Consider the following 21,718-nt stretch of genomic DNA (forward strand, 5'->3'; position numbering starts at 1 on the left):
GAAAGCTAGCAGTCCTTTTAAAAATTCAAGGGGGAAATGGAATGGACACACTTATTATTCGTAAAATGGAAAATAAGGATTTACAAGAGGTATTAAAGATTTATAAAGAGGGAATCGAAACAGGAATGGCAACTTTTGAAACAATAGTGCCAAGTGAACAGGTATGGGATGAAAGACACCATGCGACCTTGCGTTTTGTTGCAGAAGAACACAATAGAGTGGTTGGTTGGATTGGCATTTCACCCGTCTCTACACGCTCCGTCTATTCTGGAGTTGGAGAAGTTAGTGTTTATATATCGAGTGAAAGTAAAGGGAAAGGTATTGCCTCTAAGCTATTTAAAGTACTAATTGAAGAGAGTGAAAAGGAGGGGTTTTGGACACTCCAATCATCCATCTTTGCGATCAATTCATCAAGTATCCAATTACATAAAAAGATGGGCTTTCGAATTGTTGGTACAAGAGAAAAAATTGCTCAATTAGATGGGATATGGCATGATACATTTTTAATGGAAAGAAGAATGTAGCTGGTAAAGTTTCGATTTTTATAATACTTTGGATTAGATGGGTTTGATTATAAATCAATGAGGTTAATATATTCTAATGTAAAATTTTACAGGTAAAAAAGGATGGAAATTATAAACCTCATCCATTTATACGAGCTTTACTAATTGTTGCATATAGTGATTTTTACCTTCTTCAACAATCAGGCGCGATTCTGTAACAAGGATTAGAGCTCGTTTTCATTAAACGGTCATATTATTGCAGATTTCTTCACAAGATCTATCAAAAGATATCCTACGGTAATTAATTCAGGAGGAAACAAAGTACAAACAAGTAGCAGTAGTTTAAGTGCTCCTCCATGCTAAATAATTTTAGTTTACATAATATAAATACCTTGGTTAAAACTTTCTAATTATCGGTTGGTTCCTATAATTTATCGTTCAAAAGGGAATTATTCGTTTAAATAATGCAAATTATCGTTTAATGTAGATCTGTCCAATATTAATAAGAATTATTCATAAGAGTGAACAAATAAGCTGGTTGATACTATATCTTAACAAAAGATAAAAAGTTGATATGGAGTATATCTCCTTATCAACTTTAAAGAAAAAGATTACTGAAGGCTTGGTGTCTTCTTCCAAGCCTTCAGTAATCTTTAAATTTGACACTTTAAATTTCGATAATAAGTATTTTGAAAAAAAGAGTTGTGTATGATTATGCAATATCTAATAGAAGACAAAGTGAAACCGAAATACAGATTGTATTATATATTGCTTATGAGTTATTTAATACATACAAATATTGAAGGAATAAGGAGAAGCTGTAGTCTATAGTTATAGAAAATCAATGAGGTGTTCATCCTGGATTACGTAAAATAAGGAAACGCGAAATACTTTTATTGTGCGCTGTGAGGGCGATTGAGATGAGCAACAGTACAGGTTACTGAATCTCGATACGTTTCATAGCGTTAAAGAACAATAAAGTAAAGAACCTTTTAAAGATTTGGAAATAGCTTAGAAAGAATCTCCTAAAGTAGATAATATAAGTGAAAATTAAATTATTTTATTTGATATAGTATATGTGCCGTTTACTTTATGTTCATTTTAATCGTTTCCTCTTTTATAATGTGATGTATATTCTGATGAACTTTTAATATGGATAAATAAGGAATAGGTGAGGCAAAAAATTGTAAAGGGTACTCAATTTGTGTTTTTTATGTTTATAATAGACTTAGGTGATATTTATGCAATTAACTTTTTTTGGTGATATTTTGGATAATAATAGTGGGGCAATAATTGATGATACTGAAAGGTATCGTTATTCTCTATGGAGAGTTTGGGATGATACTTTACCGAGGGTTACGTTCATCATGCTTAACCCTAGTACAGCCGATAGTAGAGAAGATGATCCAACTTTACGTAGATGCATTAAGTTTGCTATGAACTGGGGTTATGGGTCACTAGAGGTTGTTAATCTATTCGCGTATAGGTCAACTAATCCGGAAATGTTACTTTCAGCTAATGATCCGATAGGAAAAGAAAATAATCAATATATTGTTAATGCGCTAACAAGGTCTGAAAAGGTCATACTGGCATGGGGCACTAAAGGAATTTTGTTTGATCGTGATAAAGAAGTATTGAATCTAATCAGACAAAACAGTATTCCACTTTTTGTATTAGAATTAACAAAGGACGGTCATCCACGTCATCCTCTTTATGTTAAAGCAAATAAGATACCAGAGCTTTATAAATAAAATAAAGGGTAACTTGTCATTTATAATGAATCGACGAGTTACCCTTTATTTTTAGTTACTTATATTTTTTAAATTAAAGTTATAAGGACAATTGTTATCTGATAAATAATTTATTTTTTTGTCTTTGAGTTTAGCATACTCAATTTCACTACGAGTACTACTACCTATATAGCCGTTTACATCAATTACAAATATTTCATCTGATAAATCAATTTTCTTTTTATGTATTTCGTCCAATAATACTTTTTGGCTTGGCTTTATTTTTAACTCCTTAGAATGAACAAACACACCAACACTTAATATTACATGACCAAGGAGTGTTAAGGCCTCATTTACTTCTCCAAATTCTTTTTTAAATTTCGTAGAGCCGCATAAAGTAATTATTTTCATTATTTTATTCCCCTATTTATTTAGATTGAGTGTCTATATAATGAATATTACGTTATTATTCCCATCATTTGTAACACAAATTTATTTTTTTGTTAAAAACATGTATTTTTACCTATTAAAGACCTGTATAATATAACCAAATTAAGAATTAGAGGAGATTTGGTATGACAGGAAAATGGATTACATTTGAAGGTATTGGTGGCTCAGGGAAGACAACTCAAATAAATTTATTATATAAATATTTAAAAAATCAAACTTGTGATGTGATACTTACTAAAGAACCTGGAGGTACAGCTATTGGAGAAATACTAAGAGAAATATTAGTAAATAATTTTGAGTTAAAACTTGAAAGTTTATCGGAATTATTTTTATTTGAAGCAGATAGACATGAAACTGTAAAAAAGGTCGTCAATCCCAATATTGAATTAGGTAAATTAGTTTTAAGTGACAGAGGAATAGACGGATCAGTAGCATATCAGGGATTTGGTAGAAAATTAGAAATAGAAGTTATCCATTATCTAACTTCTTTAGCAACAGAAGACAAGGCTCCAGACCTAACAATTTTAATAGATATAAATCCAGAAATAGCACATCAGAGAATTATAAATCGAAATAATGTTAATATAGATAAATTTGATCTAGAAAAAATTCAATTTCAAACCAATGTACGCAATGGTTTCTTATATATGGCCAAACAAAATCCAAAAAGGATAATAATAGTTGACGGATCTCTTTCTGTTGAAGAATTACATCAAACGATAGTAGATATAGTAAAATGCTTCGCAAAGGGTGAAGTTATTTATAAAGGGTGATTTATGTGCAGGAAAAATTAATGAGTGAGATAGCGGAATATTTAGAAGATTGGTGTGGAGATAGTTCAGAAAGAATTATTAATGAGATAACCGAGTTCGGTGACACAGATGTTGATTCAATATTTTTTATGGAAATTATCGGTGTAATAGAAGAAGAAATGGGTATTAAAGTACCAATAAAAGAAGTTCATAAGAGAGTTAAATCTTCCTTTAAAGAATTTTGTGAACTAATAAGTGAACTATTGGAGGCTAAACGATGAATTCGAATGTCAATGATAGATTAAAAGATGCTAGAGAATATTTAGGGTTAACAATAGAGATAGTCTCTAATTTTTTAGATATATCCATTGAAAAACTCATGAGTATCGAAAATGGTCAAGAAAGACCAGACATTGATGAAATACATATGTTATCAAAATTATATAAACATCCAGAAAGTTATTTTCTTGAAGGTGTGTATAGCGAAAATGAAGATGTAGAACTACTCGCTAGAGCAAGTGATGACTTATCTGAAAAAGACCGTGAGAGTATTCTTAGATTTTCAAAAATACTTTCGGAAATGAAATAATGTAATTCTAGGGGGAGTGTGAAAACAATGGGTTTATCCAAAGCTGAAATAATAAAAACTGCAACCGCAGAGGCAAATAGAGTGTTAAGTAAATTTGATTTTTCATATACAGAGCCAATCGATATTTTTAGAATAATTGAAGGAAACAACATTATCATAAATTTCCAAAAAATAGATAAATTGGCTGGGGCATATATTCCAGAAACACAAAAAAATCGTCCGGGAATTCTTATTAATGAAAACTTACCAATTACGAGACAAAGGTACACTGCTGCACATGAGCTTTGTCACTATATTAGGAAAGATCCTCCTAGTCTAGATACATCTTCTGAATTGTTTATGGAGGAATATAAGCGAGATGAAAAGGAACAGATTGCTGAAGTGTTTGCTTCTTGTATTCTTATGCCAAGGAAGTTAGTAAACAACATTTTGAAACAAATGGGAGTGGTTGAGCTTACTCCATTCTCTGTATATGAACTTTCATTAAGAATGGATACAAGCTATCAAGCTACTGTAAATAGATTAGCAAGTTTAAGAATAATTAAATCTGGACGCCAATACCAAGATCTAAAAAGTTACAGTCCTAAAGATGTAAAAAATCATTATGGCAAAGATGGTTTAGAAACCAATTGGAATAATATTTGGAATATAAATGAGCAAGACAACAATATTATTATATACCCAGCTTTAGGAGATGAGGTACGTATTAAACTAGAAGAAAACCCTAGTACAGGTTATAAGTGGATGGGGATTCCTGAAATTAGATATATTAATTCTAATTGGAGTCCATCCGATGAAAATATACTTGGAGCTGTTGGTGATAGATGTATTAAACTCCAAATTAAAGATATAAAGGAAATGAAGTTAGAATTATTTTATAACAGGCCATGGTTGCCAAAATCAAATTCTATTAAGGTATTTAAGATCAATATTATTACACAGTATAAGCGACATGGTATAAAACTAGAACAATTGATTGCTTAAAGGAGTCTATTATGATTATGAGTGACAAATATAATTTGATGGTGGATTTAAGAAATAATTTTTCAATAGTAAGAGATCAGGGAAGTAGAGGAACATGTACAGCATTTGCAGTTACAGCTTGTCATGAACATCATAGAAATTTAGATGTTAGACTATCTGAAGAATATGTATTTAGTTCAGCAAAACACTTAGACGGGAAGGACGACTCAAATGGAATAAGTATTCCTAGTGCTTTTAAAGCGATTCAAAGCTATGGTCATTCTAAAGATTCTATTTTCCCTTATAATCAACATTTAAAAACACCTTTTAAATTTGCAGATATCGATACAAATGTTAAGAAAGATGCTTTAGGGAGAAAAATTTCTTCATATCAATTTATTAATGCTGATGTTCAAGAAATAGAGAATCATTTATCTATGGAAAGACCTGTTATTACAGGAGTTGAAGTTCAACCAACATTTTGGCTTTCAAATGAAAATGTTTTTATAGATGTTCCACAAGTAGAAACCTTTGAAGGATTACATGCTATTTTAATAATGGGCTATGGTCAGAGAGATGATGGAAAAAACTTTTTTATCATTAGAAATAGTTGGGGTCCTGAATGGGCAGATAATGGATATGCATATGTTTCTTATGATTATTTTAATAAATATAATCGTGGTGCATGGATTATACCAAAGGGGGCATAAATGTGAATACTGTAATTAAAGGTAAAAACATCTCTGATGCCTGGAAGAAAGCAATAGAGCATCTCATTCGAAACGGAAAAGATGATTATAATCTGATAGTAGAAATAGAAAATCCAACATCAGACGATAAAATGGTTAGAGATAAATTCAACCAAATACTATTTAGTATGGATGATCAAAGAATCGAAACTGTTGCTAATACAATTTTCCCTTTTGAAATGAAAAATAAAAGTAAAAATCGATTTGATTTTTATAATAGATTTCAAAAAGTTTATCCAATTTTAAGAAAAGTAACAGAAAATAATAAAGGTACATACTTTGGGAGATTAGTAGAGTGGAACTATGGCAAGGGTACAACTTTTAATCAGGTTGAACATACTATCTTTAAATTGGATAGAGAGAGAAACAATGGTAGAGGAATTAGGGTCATGTATGAAATGTCTATTTATGATCCTTGTTTGGATAAAAATAATCAGATGGGTTTTCCTTGTATGAGCTTTATAAGTGTCAAAATTCGTGAAGATTTTATAGATTTAACTGCAATTTATAGAAACCAATATTTTGTTCAAAAAGCTTATGGAAATTATTTAGGGTTAGGTAGGCTTTTGGACTTTATCGCTAATGAATCTGGTTATAAAACTGGAAAACTTACATGTATTGCTACTCATGCGGCACTCGGAAATATTAAACCAAAAGCAAATTATGAGAAAATGTTACAAATTTGTAGAAATGAAGAACAAGTTGAATTTAATTTGGATATTAATGAATAGAAAATTAATTTTATTAAATGATTATCAAATATTCACTTGTATAAGGGAGTTTTCTATTGACGATGATAGATATCTTAGTGATATTGAACTCAAAATTTGGAATAATGAAAAGAAATTTTTGAGGAATGGTAAAAATTGGTTTTCTGGTAGAGTAGCAGCAAAATACGTAATAGCTGATTGTTTAAATATAAACTTAGAGGAAATGAAAAATTTTCATATAAAAAATAAAAGCAATGGAGCACCTATTTTGGTGACTAAAAGAAAAGATTATTTAGCATTATCTATTTCTCATTGCAATGAAATAGGATTTGCTTGTAGTAGCAAATTTTTTAAAAATATTGGATGTGATATTGAAAGTGTTAGGAATAGGCATCCAAAATTCTCAAGCTACTATTTAAGTAGTTCTGAAGAAAAAATATGGACAGAGAAGATTGCAGATGAAGATAAAGACACTATTCTAACAATAACTTGGAGTTGTAAAGAAGCCAGTTTCAAATGTCTTACTGGTCTAATGGGAAATTCTAAAACAATTAAAGATATAAGGATTTATCCTATAGTTAGTAATTTTTTTAATTTCTATTTTATTTATAAAAATAAAAAGGGACTAGGTTACTGGAGTAAATATAAAAATTTTATTATTAGTATATCTGTTCTTTTGTAATATTATATTCGAGTTTTATAAAAGGTGGAATATATTCTTGATAACAATAACTGGTGATAACTTCTCAGAGATTTATTTAAAATTGTTAAATGAAGCTGTTACGCAAGAAGTAAAAGTAACTAATTCGAGAAATGGACCTGTAAAAGATTTAGGGCCTGCTTATTTTGAAATAACGAATCATGATTTAATTAGACTTCCATTTTTGAAAAAAAGGGCTTTTAATCCGTTTTTCGCATTGAATGAATTCTCTTGGATTATAAGTGGATCAAATGATTTGAGACCACTAAACTATTTCATTAATGATTATGATAAATATTCAGATGATGGATTTACTCTTAATGGAGCATACGGCCATAGGCTAAGAGAACTGAACAGAATAGATCAAATTGAAAAAGCCATAAAATTATTACAAGAAGACAATTCTACTAGAAGAGTGGTTTTAACAATGTGGCATATAAATGATTTAGGGAGTTCTTCGAAAGATATACCCTGTAATATCTCAATAATGCTTAAAATTAGAAATAACCTTTTGGATATGACCGTGATAAACCGTTCAAATGATCTTTATTTCGGTGTTCCATACAATGTAGTTGTTTTTTACTTATTACAGTGCTATATTGCAAAAAAAATAGGATGTAACATAGGTTCTCAAAGGCATTTTACGGACTCACTCCATTTATATACCAAACATTTAGAGAAAGCAGAAGTCATTATAAAAAATAATGATATAGATAAAATTAACTCCGTTTTTGAACAATTCGAAAAAGTGGATCTATCAACCTATGTTGATGAAAATCAGGAACACATTCTTAACCGTGAATATGAAAAAATAAAAAATCCCTATAAAGATTTTTTATTTTCATATGAAATATATAAAGCAGACAGAAATTATTGTCAGGCTATCGACATACTGCCAAAAAACTTACTTGGTTACAGTGGATATTTATGGTTTAGCGAGAAGAGTAATTTCGAATCATTTGAAAATTATTTCTATTTAAAGAATAAATAATAGATAATCATAGTGAAACGACTCAGAAACGGTTAGAAGATAAAATAATTTATTCAATAAAACAAAATCAGCCTCCGTAAATAGAGGCTAAATTCATATGTGACTCACTCAATGTTTACAATAATGTCAAAACCTAATATAAACTTAACTGATATTTTGGAAACAAGACCTGATGTATATAAAAAATAGTTATCCCAGCACATTTAAAACTAGAATACGTGATAAGTTAGATCAAGCGAATATAAATGAAAGAATGATTTATCGTGGTTTAGAGGGGATTAGCCCCTGGTTGAAAAGATATTATTCAAATTTAAATCCTAATAAATAACTATAAATTTTTTTGAAGTTTAGCGAATTTAGTTTAGTTAATGGGAATATATAGGGTAATTTACTTAAGCCAACAGATTCAGGGGGATAACTAAGTATATTCAAAAATGGAGAAAATTGAAAAGCATTACGAAAACGTGAGATAACATATGCTGAAGCAAGCGAAAAAATCTATAGTTCAACTACAAAACCTTGGCAAACGGCAGACCGGAAATCTCCTGTATTCATACGTGCACCTTATTATTGGTTGGACGTAATTCCGCCATTTTTTAGTTATTTTCCAACAAATGTATATAATCGTGTGATTATCATTTATGATTGAAATAATATTCCAAAGGAGAGTGGTATGTACAATGAAGAAAAGCGTATCTATTTTATTAGTTGGGAAATCAGGGGCCGGAAAATCTGAATTTATTAACTCATTTGCTGCGCATCGCGATCAGATTCAAGCGAGTGGGGAAGGCCAGACAACACGTACGATTGTAGAGTATCATTTTTCAATAAATGAACCATCACCGAAAGTGACAGTTGAATATTTAAGTGAAGATGAGTTTGTGGAAAAGCAATTAGCAAAAGAGCCGGAAGTCCCTAAGGAGAAATACGACGAATCCATTTGTGAGCAAATTTTGGTTACAGAAGGCTTTTTTAATTATAAGGAATTCGATTTTGTTGACGATGCTAATTCTAAAAAGATCGAAACGTTGTGGACAGGTATTTTACATACGCTTAATAAAGAAGAAACAGCGCTAACAAATGACTATTCAAAAGAGCAGTTGTCAGCAGTTGCAGACTACTTAAAGAGTCAATTCGCTGAAGGATTGACGTTAAAAATTGCAGATAAAAAGGTATACAAACTCAATGATCTTGTGGAGTTGTATTTAAAAGCAGTCTATAAAGTGTGCAAAACGGCTGCGGGATCATTTCCAAAGGAATTTGATTTAAATACGATTACACCTGAATTAACGGAGCAGTTAAAGTACTTTTTAAAAATTCATGACCAAAAATCTGTGACAGGACTACTTAAAAAAGTAGTGATTAAAGACAGAGTTTTATCACAATTTGAACCGATGTTAAATTTATTACAGGTTCAAACAGTGAAATTCATTGATACGTATGGTTTAGATCATAGTGAGCAACCTGATACTAATGGACTGACAGATCGTTACCAAACATTATTTAATGAATACCCAGAACTTGATTCTGTTTTCTTTATTCGCGCGCTTAACACGGATTCACCGTCAGATTTAAGTACAGCCATTCCAGCGATTTATGATGCTAATCCATCAGCAGTACCGTATTTAGTTTGTACAAAAATCGATGAAAATCAAGCAATCCAAATTTTAGCGAACAAGACTGAAATTGATTTACTGGCGCTAAATAGCCAATATCATTTTAAGCCGGTTAGCCATATTACCGGTTCAAAAAACGAAAAAGACTTAAAGCGCATTTTATATAAAGCGAAAATTCCAGAAACATTAATTGATAGCCGTTATGATGTGCTGGTGAAAAATATCATTTCGTATTGTTCAAAAAATGTTGCTGAGTACCAAGAAAATAACGCTTATCAAATCAAAAAGCTGTTCACTTCGATTGTGAATAAAGAGCATTTAGGCACGGCAAATATCGATACCGAGAAATTACGTCACCATATTCCAACAGCTGAGGCGCAAATTACCGAATTAATGAAAGAAATGTTTGTAAAAGCATCTAAAGATTGGGACCCATTGAAAAAAAGCACGAGAACGTTATGGAAAAACAAGGAATATTTAGAATACGGTCTTTTAGGCTACAACGGTACGTACTATGACCGTTGGTATAACCGATTCTTAACGGGGTACGCACAGTCATTTTCAAAAATGAGTGAAAACCAAGTTCAAAAATTATTCAATGTAACACCTGGCAGTAACGAGGCCATTGCACTTTTAGAGATTCTCAACAAATTCGCATACAGCTTTATTAAATTCACTACAGATTACAAGTTAAATACTGGTGAGAATATGACTGACTTCATGAAAGAGGTTGTCTCGAAAAATCCAATGTTTGTTGATGGCGAGTTTATGCGCGATACGAACTTACAAGTAAATGAATGGCTAACACAGGTATATAATTTCGAGGGCTATTTCGATAGTGTTCAAATGAATATGCACATTCTATTTGTAGACGCATTCTTGGATAGCTTCATAAAAGAGTGTAAAATGCATAATGCTCGCGTTGCAGCACGTTCAGCGCATATCTAAAGTTTAAACTAGCTACCTGAAATTGATCAGATAGCTAGTTTTTTCATTATAAAATAGAGTGGACTAAACCCAAATTATAAAAATATCGAAATTAATAGGGTGTAAACTTTTTGTTATTTCAAATTTTAATATCAGTTGTTATTACTAATATCAGTCACAATGCAATGATGATTGTAAAGAGGAAATGGATAACTCAATATCGAATCAATATAAAAAAACTGATGATGAGGATTCCTTCCTTCAGGATGCAATTGAGCTAGTTATTAAAGAGCAAACAGCTTCCGTTTCAATGTTACAAAGAAAATTTAGAATTGGTTATGCAAGGGCTGCTAGATTAGTTAATACTTTAGAAGAGTGAGGTGTTGTTTCTCCACCTGATGGTAGTAAGCCACGAGAAGTATTAGTAAAAGATCTTGAAAATATCCGAGATACCATAGTAGGATTAGAATTCACTAATAAGTAAGGAAAGGCAGAGGTTAGTCTCTGTGTTTTTTCTGTACTGTGAACATATAAGACAATCCATATTTGCCTTAATTGACACGCCGAATGTTACATCAGAAAAAGAATGGCAGATAAGTAAATATTGTTCAAATTGTACTAACCAGTTTGTTGAGATAGGACCATCATTTTGATGGTCTTTTTTGCAGGTTTCACTTACAAGGCAAGAAAGTACCCATTAAATGAAGAGTTCTTTGAAAAGTTAGATACGTTGAAAAGCTTTATATAGTATTTAAAGATCAGCTAATTCGTTTTACTTTTTCGAAAATGGAAGATACGATGTTATCGAATCTAAGTACTTACCAACTAATTATTTTACTAGTTCAGCAGAAGGTAATTTTGATATGATCTTAAAGAAGCTTTATAGGATGCCAGAAGCGGCATTAAGTGTGGATGAAGGGGCAATATCCGTTCTTTTTTTCCTTTTCCATCAATTCGAATCGTTTCATTTACCAAATCCACTTGTTCCCATGTTAATGAAACAAGTTCAGAACGTCTTATACCTGTTGTTGCTAATAATTTAAACATTAGCTCATTCCGCATCGAAAAACGTGATTGGGAGCGCTCTAAATAGTCAAATTGCTGTTTTAGATCCGTTAGTGTCATATAGACAGGAAGTTTATCATCGGTCTTTGGCGATTCAATCCCGTGTGTAAAATCATTAGTAAGGTATCGTTCTATTAAACAATATTTGGCGAACGATTTTAAGGAAGAAATTTTTCGGTTCACCGAACGAGGTTTTTGTTTTAATGATCCTAATAGATATTGGATAAAGCGTCGTACTTGAGTCTTGGTAATCTCATTTAAACAGGTTGAACAGCCATGATCCGATAAAAAGGTCAAGAAGAGTTGTAAATCGTATTCATAACTAGTGACTGTATTAACCGAGTAATTTTTTTCAATCTCAATATACAATACAAATTCGTCAATGGCAGCGTGTAGTTGCAAGTATAAAACCTCCAGATATCGTATTAAACAATAATTATTATCTGTACAAAATCATCCCATTATCGTAAAAAAGGAGAGTTATCGTTCACATGAAAATTATAAGGAACTTGAAAATTATTATGGGTAGTTGACGTATCTAAGCCCTCCTCCACGCAAAATAATTTTAGTTTACATAATATAAATTATAGGAAGTTATATTTCATTGAAAAGTATACTAATAATAGTGAGACAAAATGAATGTAAAAGGTCACATAGGTTTTGGACACCAAAATTTACCTTTCTAGCTTCAAAATTCTTTCTGCTGTCCTTAAAAAAATAAAATAATTTTCCTTCTTGGGTTTTGGACTTCTTATATTTTTGAAAATTTTAGGGACAATTCTAAAAACTTATCATCCTATATAAACATCTATTAACAAAATAATTTTGATTACATTTGAGATTGTTTACCTATAGCTTCAGCTTCAACTTGATTTATTGTATGATTAACTACTTATAAAATAAACAACATGGAAGTTCAGTATAATTTCTTCTGAAGAACAATATTAAATAACCAGTCGTCAAATAAATTTCGACAACTGGTTAGGTGTATACTTTTTCGGCTGTAATATCAGTAATTTTCACTGCTACCTGTAGAAAGGACACTAAATAGTAGTTTTACCGAAGCAAGATCTCAGCTTATTTTGCAAATTCATTACTGTTTTTTATGACCAAATTAGCCGTTTCACTCGGATGGCTAAGAGGAAAATGATGACCATATGGAACAAAATCAACCTTACCCAGATGTGAAGGAGCAGAATAGCCTCTGTCAGAATCCCCCCAAATAATGTGAAGATTATACTTTGTTACTTCATTGAAATCACCTTGAACGTTTTTCGATAGTAAACTATTAAGCTGAACCGTAGTATTTAAAATTCTAGGAGAAGTAAAACTTTTACTTAGTTTTTCAATATAATGTTCAGGGATGCTCTCTGTACTTTCAAATAAACCATTACTTAATAAATATCGCTCTATCAAATTAGTAGTTGCCAATTTCAATGTCCATTTGTTCATAAATTGAGGAACATTTATCGATTTAGCATTTTTTTTAGTAATAGGTGGCTGAAGTAAAGTAATTGTATACTTCTTATCTATGTACTTTTGTACTAATGCTTCCAAAAGAATATACGCACCAAATGAATGGCCAATTAGATGGGCGCCGTTAGTAGCTTTCTCCAATAACTTTTTTACTACATTCAAATAGATATTTAAAAGATTTTTCTCGCGTTTAAAAGGTGAACGTCCCAAACCTGGAAGATCCAAGATCCATACAGGTTGACCCGTTTTTTCATGAAGCTCTAGCGCTAAAGGAAATAAATCCTCCCCATCACTCAATAAACCATGTAATAAAATAAACGGTTTTCCCTCTCCGTGTAATTGGTAAAGGGTATTGTTATCGCATAATGTTCGCTCAAATAAATGATGATGCTCCCCATTTTGATACATCAATCGATAATCCAGATCAGCTACTACGGCAGGGAAAAAGTTCATGACACTCATCTTCTTAAACCAATCTCCCCCCCTCATGGTTTTCACCGAACCATTTGAAAATGTTCGTTTTGTGATAAAATTCAGTCCATCAGAAGGAATGTTTGTTATTTTACTTACTCCACTTTTCATTATTGTTTTCATAAGCGGCATTGGAACAGAGATTTTTGGTGCCCTCATATTCATACTTTCCGACATAACACTTAATAATTCAGCAATGTTCGGATCGTTCTCTTTGTCATCAACAAGTGTATATGTTTGAATAGCCGGCTGCTCCAATTTGAAAACCTGCACAATAAACTTCGCAAACTCATCGTTTGAAATCAGTGGCAACCTATATCCCTTACCTCCCGGAATCACTGGCATGAGCCCTCTTCGCATACTTGTCACAAGCAAACCTAATCCTGCTATCTGCTCTGTACTCCCTGTTTTACTACTACCAACCACAGTTGGCGGATTAATGACAGACAGCGGATAACCTACTGCTGATGCCTGTTGACGGATATAAAGATCAGCTAAAAATTTTGTTTTCTCATATGGATTTTTTATTTTTAAAAATTTGTTTCCTTCTTTAAATACATCTATCGTAACCTTGCTATTATTATCATCAAAGGGACTCATGTAACCTACAACATGAATAAATTGCTGCAAGCCCTTCAAGTGATGAATACTTTTAGCGAATTCACTAATATGTTTGGCGCCATTCAAAAATACAGAAGTTGCCTCTTTGTTTGTCGCTTGAATATCCATGGAGCCTCCTGCGTGAATAATCACATCCGTTTTCAATACCAACTCCTTATCTTCAGCACTTAGACCTAAGTCTATTTTCGTTAAATCACCTTCAATAAAGTGCATATTTTCCTCTTTTAAGATGCCTCTTTCCTGAAAAATGTGTGTTGCTTTACTTTTCGACCTCACTAAAAGAAGAATGTTCACATCCTCTTTGGCTAATTCCTTCACTAATTGCTTTCCAATAAAACCTGTTCCACCCGTTAAAAATACTGTTCTCATAAAAATCCTCCTAGTAGTACCGAGCAGTACTAATTTGATGTAAAAAAAATGCTTCTTTTACCGAAGCAAGTTAAACAAATGATCTGCTGTTTTCATGATTACAGTTGCATCCTCCAGTGTTTCTGAAATAAATAGCGCTCCTTCAAGATTTGTAATAAAAAGAGATGCAACCTCGTCAATATTTATTGTCTTTCTAAATTCACCATTCTCTACCCCTTGTTTAAGGAATAGAGAAACTTTCGTTTGTAAGCCTTTAAAAAAAAGACCTATTTTTTCTTTTACTTTTGTGGCATTTGTAGGACTTTGAATATAAAGCGTAATAAATGGACAGCTCCCCTTATATTCTCTCGTCTGAACTCCTTGTGTTATTTGCTTTAAAAACAGTTTGATACGATCTTCAACTAATAAATGGTTTTGAGATAGTAAGTCATCTATTACAGATTGATACATTTCAATCCAATAATCAACGACCCCTTCCAACAATTCTTCCTTATTAGAGAAGTGATAATACACATTAGACTTTGAAACTTTGCTTACACGAACTAATTCATCCATGCTTGTATAAGCAAACCCTTTTTCTAAAAATAATGTTGCAGCTACTTCAATTACACGTTTTTGATTCATTAATTTTACCTTTGTCATAATTAGTACTATACAGTACTACAATGGGTGTTGCAAGTATTTTTGTTAGTTTAAAAAAATTTTGATTAAAAATGCGAAACTTTAATTGATTTTAAAAATGTCATTTTGAACAAAGTTGAACGGATCCTCAAAACTGTTTTGGATGGCTTGTAATGTTATTTTGTAGTCAATAAAGTAGATGCTTTTATGCTCATTAAGGATGATTGACAAAATTGATTCATTAATATCCTTTATTCAATATAAAAACTCCATTTTGATTGATGATGATCAAAATGGAGTGTATTTACCATAATTTTTTATTATCCCTAGCTGTTATTCAAACAATGGTATTATATGCTTTCTAATCAATTCAACACGATCCTTGGCACGTGGCATAAAGCGCGAAGCAATCGAAATGACCATCTTCTTTTGAGGATTTATGAATATTACATTTCCACCATCCCCCAAAGCTGCATAGCAATCATCAAGTATCCACCACAAATAACCATAGGTCAGCTTTCCTGATCGACTTTGTACTTTAGTGCTGTCCTCTATCCATTGAGAAGAAAGAATTTGGCGACCGTTCCATACACCCCCATTTAAATAGAGCTGACCTATTTTGGCCATATCTCGGGTTGTTAACGTAAGTCCCCAACCAGCGGTATTTACTTCCTTAGGATCTACTATCCAGCCAGTGACATATTTATCCTTCAGAAAAGCGAAATAGTCTTCTTTATTTTGTATAGTTGTATTTGTGGGAGCTTTGATTGAAAGAGGTTTAAACAAGTTTTCTGTAGCGAAATCAAGAACAGATTGACCAGTGGCAGTTGTAAGAACACCTGATAAAATATGTGTGCCAACGGTAGAATAGTTAAACACCCCAATACTACCTTTGCCTCCTAGCAAATCCAATGCAGCTTTTACCCAGTCATCACTTGAATATACTTTCGTATAAGGCTCTGACTTGTATTTATAGGGTGCAGTCATTGACAACAAATTTGCTATGGTGATGTTTTGAATGGTTTTTTCGCCACGTTTCACTGTATAATCTGGAAAAAAATCTAACACATGCTGTTCTATATTTTTCATATATCCTTTATCAATTGCCATTCCAATAAGAATGGAGATGATACTTTTAGTGACAGATGCTATATGCAAAGCATCATCTTGGGTGTACTCATCAAAATATTTTTCGTAAATTAAATAATTATCTTTTCTAATAGCGATGCCTGCTATATTGGAATACTCTTTTTCTATTAAATCTTCAAAGTTATTCATCATTCTGATTGTTAGGGTTTGACACATTGACGTCAGCTATATCAATCCCCATCCTTTCGCTAAAATGAATCATCAATATTGATGTAATAAAGAATAATTTATTATAAAAAATTATTCAATTCTTTTCTTTTTTCCAGCTAGTGTGATAACAAAAAAACGTTAATCCTTGTTCGATTAACGTTACGGTTTCTTTTTATCTATCTTCATTTTCATAATATGCTTCATTCGCATGTTTCTGATCTGTACCTTTAAGGTATGCTAGGATCATTTTAGGACGTTTAAGTAAAACCCAGTCTCCATGCTTATCAAATTTTCTGCTTGAAGTGATCATTCCATTTTGAATTGTTCCGTATTTTTTTTCGTTCTTTTTTCCCCAATCTTTTAATCGTTTAGCAAAATCGGCATCTTCTGCCATGAGCATATTTTCATTAAATCCATTAATTGCTTGAAAATCTTTTTTGTAGCACCAAAAGATGCCTACAGAAATTGCACCATATTTTAAAAATATTGGTCCGATTAACAACAAAGCTGAAACAAAAATTCCTAAGGACATTCTTTCAAACTTTCCTGTAACGCCCCCGCCAATGTACTTACCTGTGATTAAGTTCTCCACTGCCTTCGATAACACATGTTCGTTCATCTGTGTATCGGCATCAATTGTGACGATGATTTCCCCTCTTGCTATATCAACGCCAGCGTTCCTAATCTTCGAAAGGTTCTTATCGCTATTTTTTAGTAGGATACAATTATACGATTTTGCAATTTCCTCTGTTCTATCTGTACAGCGATTTAAAACAACAATAATCTCTACTTGATTTTCAAAGGATTTGGAAGCCTTTAAAATAGATTCTAAGCATTTTCCAATGTATTTTTCTTCATTATGGGCTGGTATGACTATTGAAATTTTTATATCCTCTTTCTTTTGCACTTCTAAAGAGTTCTCCATGTCGTACATACAGCTCCTCCCTTTTAAATGTCTTCTGCATTTATAAAATAAACCAGCTGATCAGTCCACTTGTTGTCCTCGTATATGAATCCTTTCCTCGTGCATTCATAAAGCATTCCAACATTTTCTGCTAATTTTATAGATGCCGTATTGTCGAGGTTTATATGAGCTTCTATTCGATGATAATTTAATTTTTCAAAAGCTAGATCAATCGCTGCCTTTACAGCCTCTTTACCATAACCTTTTCTCCAAAAATGGTTATGAATGGTATACCCGAACCTAGCCCATTGAAATTCTTCCCTCATAATTGTGGAAAAGTCTACAAAACCAATATGCGTATTATCTGTTTTTCTAAATACTCCAAATACATACACCTTATCATCCTCAGCCATCTGATGATGCTTAGTAACTAAATCACGAAACCATTCTTTCGTACAGATGCTCATATCTAATTTACCTTCATCGTATTTATGCTGGGAAGGTAAACGATTTTCATATTGCGTAAGCCAAGAAGAGTAATCTCCCTCTTCCATTAATCGAATAATTAATCGTTCTGTTTTCGTCATTATCTTAGTCAATCGAACACCTCATACCTTTCTAAATAGCGATTCATGGAAGTAGTTTACTAGGCTTCTTCGTCTGCAGAGGGGCCGTAGATGCCTGGTACTGGAATATCGAGAAGTCGCAAGTATACCCCAAGCTGCGCCCGATGATGGACCATGTGGCTTAATCCGAAGGTGCGGAACGCAATTGCTCGAGGCTCTTGGCGAATAATATGGTCACCGTGACGTAGTGTCCATTCCTCTCCGAGCGTTTTCTCATCACATCCAATAAGCATCATTTCCACTTTTCTTACGTTTGTATCGAACTCATCCAGAATGTCAGCTCGCTTTTCTAATGCCTCTCGTCGCAACGGAACGGCGGAAAGATCAAAGTCTAAGTACTGTAAAATAGCCATTCGCCAGTTTAGCAGATTGATTAGGTGCGTGGCCAGACCTCCTAGTGTCATTGATTTCTCATGTGGCCTCCATGTCATATGCTCGTCAGGCAAGCGTTCCAGCATACGACGAGTAGAAGCCAATTCCTGTGTTGTATCCCCAACAATCAATTGTTTAACCATAAAATCCCTCTCCTCCCTTTTAATCAGCATACTATAAATTCCATTCAAGGGGAAAGCTCTCAGATAAGTTTTTATGCTGTGGTTAAAGCTTTTTTTAGACTGTTAGAATATGTAAATACTTTGAGGGTTTTGCAGTTTGAAGAAATGTTCATAAGGGAATATACTAGATTGAACAAAAAGGGGTGAAGACAAGGTGAAAATAAAAACAATTTTGTTGTTAATGATTTGTTCTTTAGCGTTAGTTGCTTGTAACGATCAGAAAGAAGCATCGGAGGTGATAGAAATTCAAGAATTAATTAATTTCGATGAAGTGCAACCCGATACTTTACAACAAATCTCCGATGCGAAAGATATTAAAATTATAGAAAAAACATTTAAAAAAGCTAGAGAATTCGGTGAGGTCGATAACGAAATTGCTCCGCAGTATAAGATCAAACTAAACGATGATGAATACTATCTATGGATTGATAATACAATCACTGGGACAATAGCAAACGTAAACAGTAGAAATATGTTCTACAATATCCTAGCTACCGATGAATTTAAAGAGGCCATTAATTATCAAGAGCAAAATAAATGATTTTTAGATAATTGTAGCAACGATCTGTAAGAAACATAGATTGTTGCTATTTTTTAGGGTATGTTTCATATTTATCTGGCTTCATGTAGCGGGAAATGTTCACTCACTTTTTCAACGAATATAGAGCCCCTCCGTATTAGCAACCTTTTCTAATAACTCAAGATTATGTTGGCTGTAAATTAAAAAGGCTAAGCCATTCCCACTAAATACAATATTCTCCTCAGGTAAAATAAAATGTAAATGGAGATGGTCCGAAACAGCTAATTTTATTAGTGAATTTAACATTGTGTATTCATCAATGTTTACAAAAGTTCCTTCTGTAAGATCTTTAGGTATAATTTTACCCCACTCATTCTCGTAGACTTTATAATACAATTGATCCTTATATAAAGGATCTGGTAAATAATAAAATGCATAAAATTCAGATGATTTTAACCACATCAATTCAAAAAATCTCTCGAATTTTTCAAGGCTTTTCTGGTACGAATGATAATCCTGCGTTTTTTGTTGGAAATCGACCATCTCTAATTTATCGAAGAATACTTCAACTTGACTATATTTTTCATTACTTTTTATCTGATAAGGGTAAATATCAAGTATTTTAGCACTTTCATAATCATACAATTGCTCTAGTAATTCTTCTAATTTTTTACTGTCTTTATTAGTTGCTTCCTTGCAAATACAATCGATTATATTTTTTAATGACATACCTTTTGACTCCTTTAATTCCTTCTTCAGCACAGCAATGCAACGATCATAGTATACCATCTTTCTATTGTTGCACCATGCCAGCGTTTTACAAGCTATGCAGCTTTTCCTTCTTCCTGATACCAGCCCTCCCCATCTGTCACTAATAAAATTTGTCCAACTTTATGGTAGTGCTTTTTTACATAGTTTAAATAGATGGAATATTTAGATTTTTATTGATGGAATGGAAATGATTAATTATACTTAAATGATTAACGTTCGATTAGAAACTAATAATACTAGAGTATTGGGGAGAGAAGAATGGAAGAATTAAAAGTGGAAAAAGCAATTCAAGATATTTATCCAGATGATATCGCTTGGTGTTATGGGTGTGGCCGTTTGAATGATGATGGTCATCATCTTCGCACGGGGTGGCATGGTGATAAGACGATTACAATCTATACACCTGAATCAAAATATATGGGTATTCCAGGATTTATCTATGGTGGTTTAATTGCTTCATTAATTGATTGCCATGGAACAGGGTCGGCAGCGCTTGCCTTGCATCGTAAAAATGGACATGAAATTGGTGATGGAGCGGAGCCACCTCGATTTGTAACGGCTAACCTTAATGTAGATTTCCTAAAGCCAACACCCCAACATGTTCCCTTAAAGGCAATTGGCACTGTTGAAGAAATTCATCCGAAGAAATGGAAAGTAGAAACTGAAGTTTACGCGCAGGATACGCTTTGTGCTCGTGGAACAGTTGTCCTTGTAGTAATGCCTAGTACTTTTCTAAATAAAAATGATTAGCATTTTTTATCCTCACTAAAATAAAGAAGAGCACATCTTATTCATAGATGTGCTCTTCTACTGCGTTTTTAATGGATTCATAATCAAGGAACTGTATTACTAATAACTGTCACAAAGCCATTTCTCGTGGCAGTTTCCATTAACGAATAAATAGAGTCACTGGCAGTTTTGTTAAACTTATACCATTGGTCAACAGCTGCGTCATAAATCAACACGTCTGGCTGTCCAGTCAAAGGTTTATCTGAAGATTGCACCAACGAATAGAGATCATAACGTGCTATGCTACTACCTTCCTTGTTCAGGAAATCATATTGGCCCATTTTATAATAGCCCCCAATTACGGTGCTATGGACAGACCAGGTGTAGTCGTTAGGCTGTTTTATCTTCTTGCCCATATTTTTAGTAAATATACGGTGCATTTCTTCCATATAGGCATTGCCATTGATTTGCTCGACTACTCCCCCCATTGTCATGTGGTATTCATGAAGTAATGCTTTCACTTCCACACCCTTAATCATCAATGGCTCTGTATCGATAGAGATCGTTAAATGATCGTATTGAACTTTACAGCCAAAGGTTTCTGCTAGAAAACGTAATGGTACAATGGTGCGTCCATTCTTTAAGTATGGCTTTGCATCCAATAATACCGTTTTTCCATTTACTGTGGCTTTACTACTGTTTAACTTTAAACTGACTTTCATCTCACTTTGGGTCAGTATCACTTGCCCATCCGACCAATGCACCTTAGCCCCTAAATTTTCACTAATCACGCGTAAAGGTACCATTGTTCGATTGTTTTTTATTTCGGGTTTCACATCCGTTTGTACTGTCATACCGTCCACTTTTAGTTGACTACTAGCTGCTGTAGCAGTTGTGATAGATGTAACAATGACAATCAACATAAGGAAAATACCTGAACATATTTTTTTCATGATTATTAGCTCCTTTACTTCGCTATCATTACTTCATTCCATATGAACCCTATTATTTC

At 32.8% G+C, this 21,718-nt stretch carries 23 protein-coding genes and 1 pseudogene; 14 read left to right on the forward strand and 10 right to left on the reverse strand.

Features of this window, described 5'->3' with window-relative positions; genetic code table 11:
• Window positions 1-41: 41 nt before the first annotated feature.
• Both AAJG31_RS01685 and AAJG31_RS01690 read left to right on the forward strand, forming a co-directional pair.
• On the forward strand, window positions 42-524 hold the full coding sequence (locus AAJG31_RS01685; RefSeq protein ID WP_259950168.1) for a GNAT family N-acetyltransferase: 483 nt from the start codon (window positions 42-44) through the stop codon (window positions 522-524).
• 1,220 nt (window positions 525-1,744) lie between these two features.
• Window positions 1,745-2,254 (forward strand): DUF1643 domain-containing protein, encoded by a 510-nt coding sequence (locus tag AAJG31_RS01690; RefSeq protein WP_259950167.1) that lies wholly within the window; start codon window positions 1,745-1,747, stop codon window positions 2,252-2,254.
• A gap of 51 nt (window positions 2,255-2,305) precedes the next feature.
• On the opposite strand, the gene AAJG31_RS01695 is transcribed toward AAJG31_RS01690, so the two are convergent.
• Window positions 2,306-2,644, reverse strand: a complete 339-nt coding sequence (locus AAJG31_RS01695) for a hypothetical protein (RefSeq protein ID WP_259950166.1) — start codon at window positions 2,642-2,644, stop codon at window positions 2,306-2,308.
• 164 nt (window positions 2,645-2,808) lie between these two features.
• Here AAJG31_RS01695 and tmk point away from each other — a divergent pair, with 164 nt between their 5' ends.
• The 10 genes and pseudogenes from tmk to AAJG31_RS01745 all read left to right on the forward strand — a co-directional run.
• Window positions 2,809-3,456 carry a dTMP kinase gene (gene tmk / locus AAJG31_RS01700; RefSeq protein ID WP_259950165.1) on the forward strand — a complete coding sequence of 216 codons (648 nt, stop codon included), beginning with the start codon at window positions 2,809-2,811 and terminating at the stop codon, window positions 3,454-3,456.
• A gap of 5 nt (window positions 3,457-3,461) precedes the next feature.
• Window positions 3,462-3,716, forward strand: coding sequence for an acyl carrier protein (locus tag AAJG31_RS01705; RefSeq protein WP_259950163.1), 255 nt, complete (start codon window positions 3,462-3,464; stop codon window positions 3,714-3,716).
• Window positions 3,713-4,024 carry a helix-turn-helix transcriptional regulator gene (locus AAJG31_RS01710; protein ID WP_259950162.1) on the forward strand — a complete coding sequence of 104 codons (312 nt, stop codon included), beginning with the start codon at window positions 3,713-3,715 and terminating at the stop codon, window positions 4,022-4,024. The genes AAJG31_RS01705 and AAJG31_RS01710 overlap by 4 nt, the downstream gene beginning before the upstream one ends.
• Before the next feature lie 27 nt (window positions 4,025-4,051).
• The gene (locus tag AAJG31_RS01715) at window positions 4,052-5,008 is read left to right on the forward strand and encodes an ImmA/IrrE family metallo-endopeptidase (protein ID WP_259950161.1); all 957 of its coding nucleotides are present in this window, start codon (window positions 4,052-4,054) and stop codon (window positions 5,006-5,008) included.
• A gap of 11 nt (window positions 5,009-5,019) precedes the next feature.
• On the forward strand, window positions 5,020-5,697 hold the full coding sequence (locus AAJG31_RS01720; protein ID WP_259950160.1) for a C1 family peptidase: 678 nt from the start codon (window positions 5,020-5,022) through the stop codon (window positions 5,695-5,697).
• Window positions 5,698-5,699: 2 nt separating this feature from the next.
• The gene (locus tag AAJG31_RS01725; RefSeq protein WP_259950159.1) at window positions 5,700-6,467 is read left to right on the forward strand and encodes a hypothetical protein; all 768 of its coding nucleotides are present in this window, start codon (window positions 5,700-5,702) and stop codon (window positions 6,465-6,467) included.
• The gene (locus AAJG31_RS01730) at window positions 6,460-7,128 is read left to right on the forward strand and encodes a 4'-phosphopantetheinyl transferase superfamily protein (RefSeq protein ID WP_259950157.1); all 669 of its coding nucleotides are present in this window, start codon (window positions 6,460-6,462) and stop codon (window positions 7,126-7,128) included. Before AAJG31_RS01725 ends, AAJG31_RS01730 begins: the two co-directional genes overlap by 8 nt.
• A gap of 37 nt (window positions 7,129-7,165) precedes the next feature.
• A complete protein-coding gene (locus AAJG31_RS01735) occupies window positions 7,166-8,137 on the forward strand; it encodes a thymidylate synthase (RefSeq protein ID WP_279495077.1) in 972 nt (323 codons plus the stop codon).
• 680 nt (window positions 8,138-8,817) lie between these two features.
• Complete coding sequence (locus AAJG31_RS01740; RefSeq protein ID WP_259950155.1) at window positions 8,818-10,701, forward strand: hypothetical protein; 1,884 nt, start codon at window positions 8,818-8,820, stop codon at window positions 10,699-10,701.
• A gap of 244 nt (window positions 10,702-10,945) precedes the next feature.
• Window positions 10,946-11,056: pseudogene (locus AAJG31_RS01745) on the forward strand (DNA translocase FtsK); the annotation flags it as partial.
• A gap of 461 nt (window positions 11,057-11,517) precedes the next feature.
• On the opposite strand, the gene AAJG31_RS01750 reads toward AAJG31_RS01745, so the two are convergent.
• From AAJG31_RS01750 to AAJG31_RS01780, 7 genes are all read right to left on the reverse strand, one after another.
• A complete protein-coding gene (locus AAJG31_RS01750; RefSeq protein ID WP_259950154.1) occupies window positions 11,518-12,147 on the reverse strand; it encodes a site-specific integrase in 630 nt (209 codons plus the stop codon).
• A 675-nt stretch (window positions 12,148-12,822) separates the two neighbouring features.
• Window positions 12,823-14,682, reverse strand: a complete 1,860-nt coding sequence (locus tag AAJG31_RS01755) for an alpha/beta fold hydrolase (protein WP_279495074.1) — start codon at window positions 14,680-14,682, stop codon at window positions 12,823-12,825.
• A 57-nt stretch (window positions 14,683-14,739) separates the two neighbouring features.
• A complete protein-coding gene (locus AAJG31_RS01760) occupies window positions 14,740-15,306 on the reverse strand; it encodes a TetR/AcrR family transcriptional regulator (RefSeq protein WP_257961482.1) in 567 nt (188 codons plus the stop codon).
• 330 nt (window positions 15,307-15,636) lie between these two features.
• A complete protein-coding gene (locus AAJG31_RS01765) occupies window positions 15,637-16,581 on the reverse strand; it encodes a serine hydrolase (RefSeq protein WP_279495073.1) in 945 nt (314 codons plus the stop codon).
• A gap of 193 nt (window positions 16,582-16,774) precedes the next feature.
• Window positions 16,775-17,536 (reverse strand): glycosyltransferase, encoded by a 762-nt coding sequence (locus AAJG31_RS01770; protein WP_054550172.1) that lies wholly within the window; start codon window positions 17,534-17,536, stop codon window positions 16,775-16,777.
• Between the two features lie 14 nt (window positions 17,537-17,550).
• The gene (locus tag AAJG31_RS01775) at window positions 17,551-18,105 is read right to left on the reverse strand and encodes a GNAT family N-acetyltransferase (protein ID WP_016991743.1); all 555 of its coding nucleotides are present in this window, start codon (window positions 18,103-18,105) and stop codon (window positions 17,551-17,553) included.
• Window positions 18,106-18,152: 47 nt separating this feature from the next.
• Complete coding sequence (locus AAJG31_RS01780) at window positions 18,153-18,647, reverse strand: DinB family protein (protein ID WP_279495070.1); 495 nt, start codon at window positions 18,645-18,647, stop codon at window positions 18,153-18,155.
• Between the two features lie 193 nt (window positions 18,648-18,840).
• Here AAJG31_RS01780 and AAJG31_RS01785 point away from each other — a divergent pair, with 193 nt between their 5' ends.
• Window positions 18,841-19,227, forward strand: a complete 387-nt coding sequence (locus AAJG31_RS01785; RefSeq protein WP_279495069.1) for a hypothetical protein — start codon at window positions 18,841-18,843, stop codon at window positions 19,225-19,227.
• Between the two features lie 111 nt (window positions 19,228-19,338).
• On the opposite strand, the gene AAJG31_RS01790 is transcribed toward AAJG31_RS01785, so the two are convergent.
• Window positions 19,339-19,935, reverse strand: coding sequence for a hypothetical protein (locus tag AAJG31_RS01790; protein ID WP_279495068.1), 597 nt, complete (start codon window positions 19,933-19,935; stop codon window positions 19,339-19,341).
• A 300-nt stretch (window positions 19,936-20,235) separates the two neighbouring features.
• Here AAJG31_RS01790 and AAJG31_RS01795 point away from each other — a divergent pair, with 300 nt between their 5' ends.
• Window positions 20,236-20,727 (forward strand): PaaI family thioesterase, encoded by a 492-nt coding sequence (locus AAJG31_RS01795; protein WP_048392750.1) that lies wholly within the window; start codon window positions 20,236-20,238, stop codon window positions 20,725-20,727.
• A gap of 83 nt (window positions 20,728-20,810) precedes the next feature.
• Here the strand turns inward: AAJG31_RS01795 and AAJG31_RS01800 are convergent, their stop codons facing one another.
• A complete protein-coding gene (locus AAJG31_RS01800; protein ID WP_279495066.1) occupies window positions 20,811-21,659 on the reverse strand; it encodes a copper amine oxidase N-terminal domain-containing protein in 849 nt (282 codons plus the stop codon).
• Window positions 21,660-21,718 lie beyond the last annotated feature (59 nt).

The sequence above is a fragment of the Lysinibacillus sp. BS3 genome (assembly GCF_039614735.1).
GTDB classification, from domain to species: domain Bacteria; phylum Bacillota; class Bacilli; order Bacillales_A; family Planococcaceae; genus Lysinibacillus; species Lysinibacillus capsici.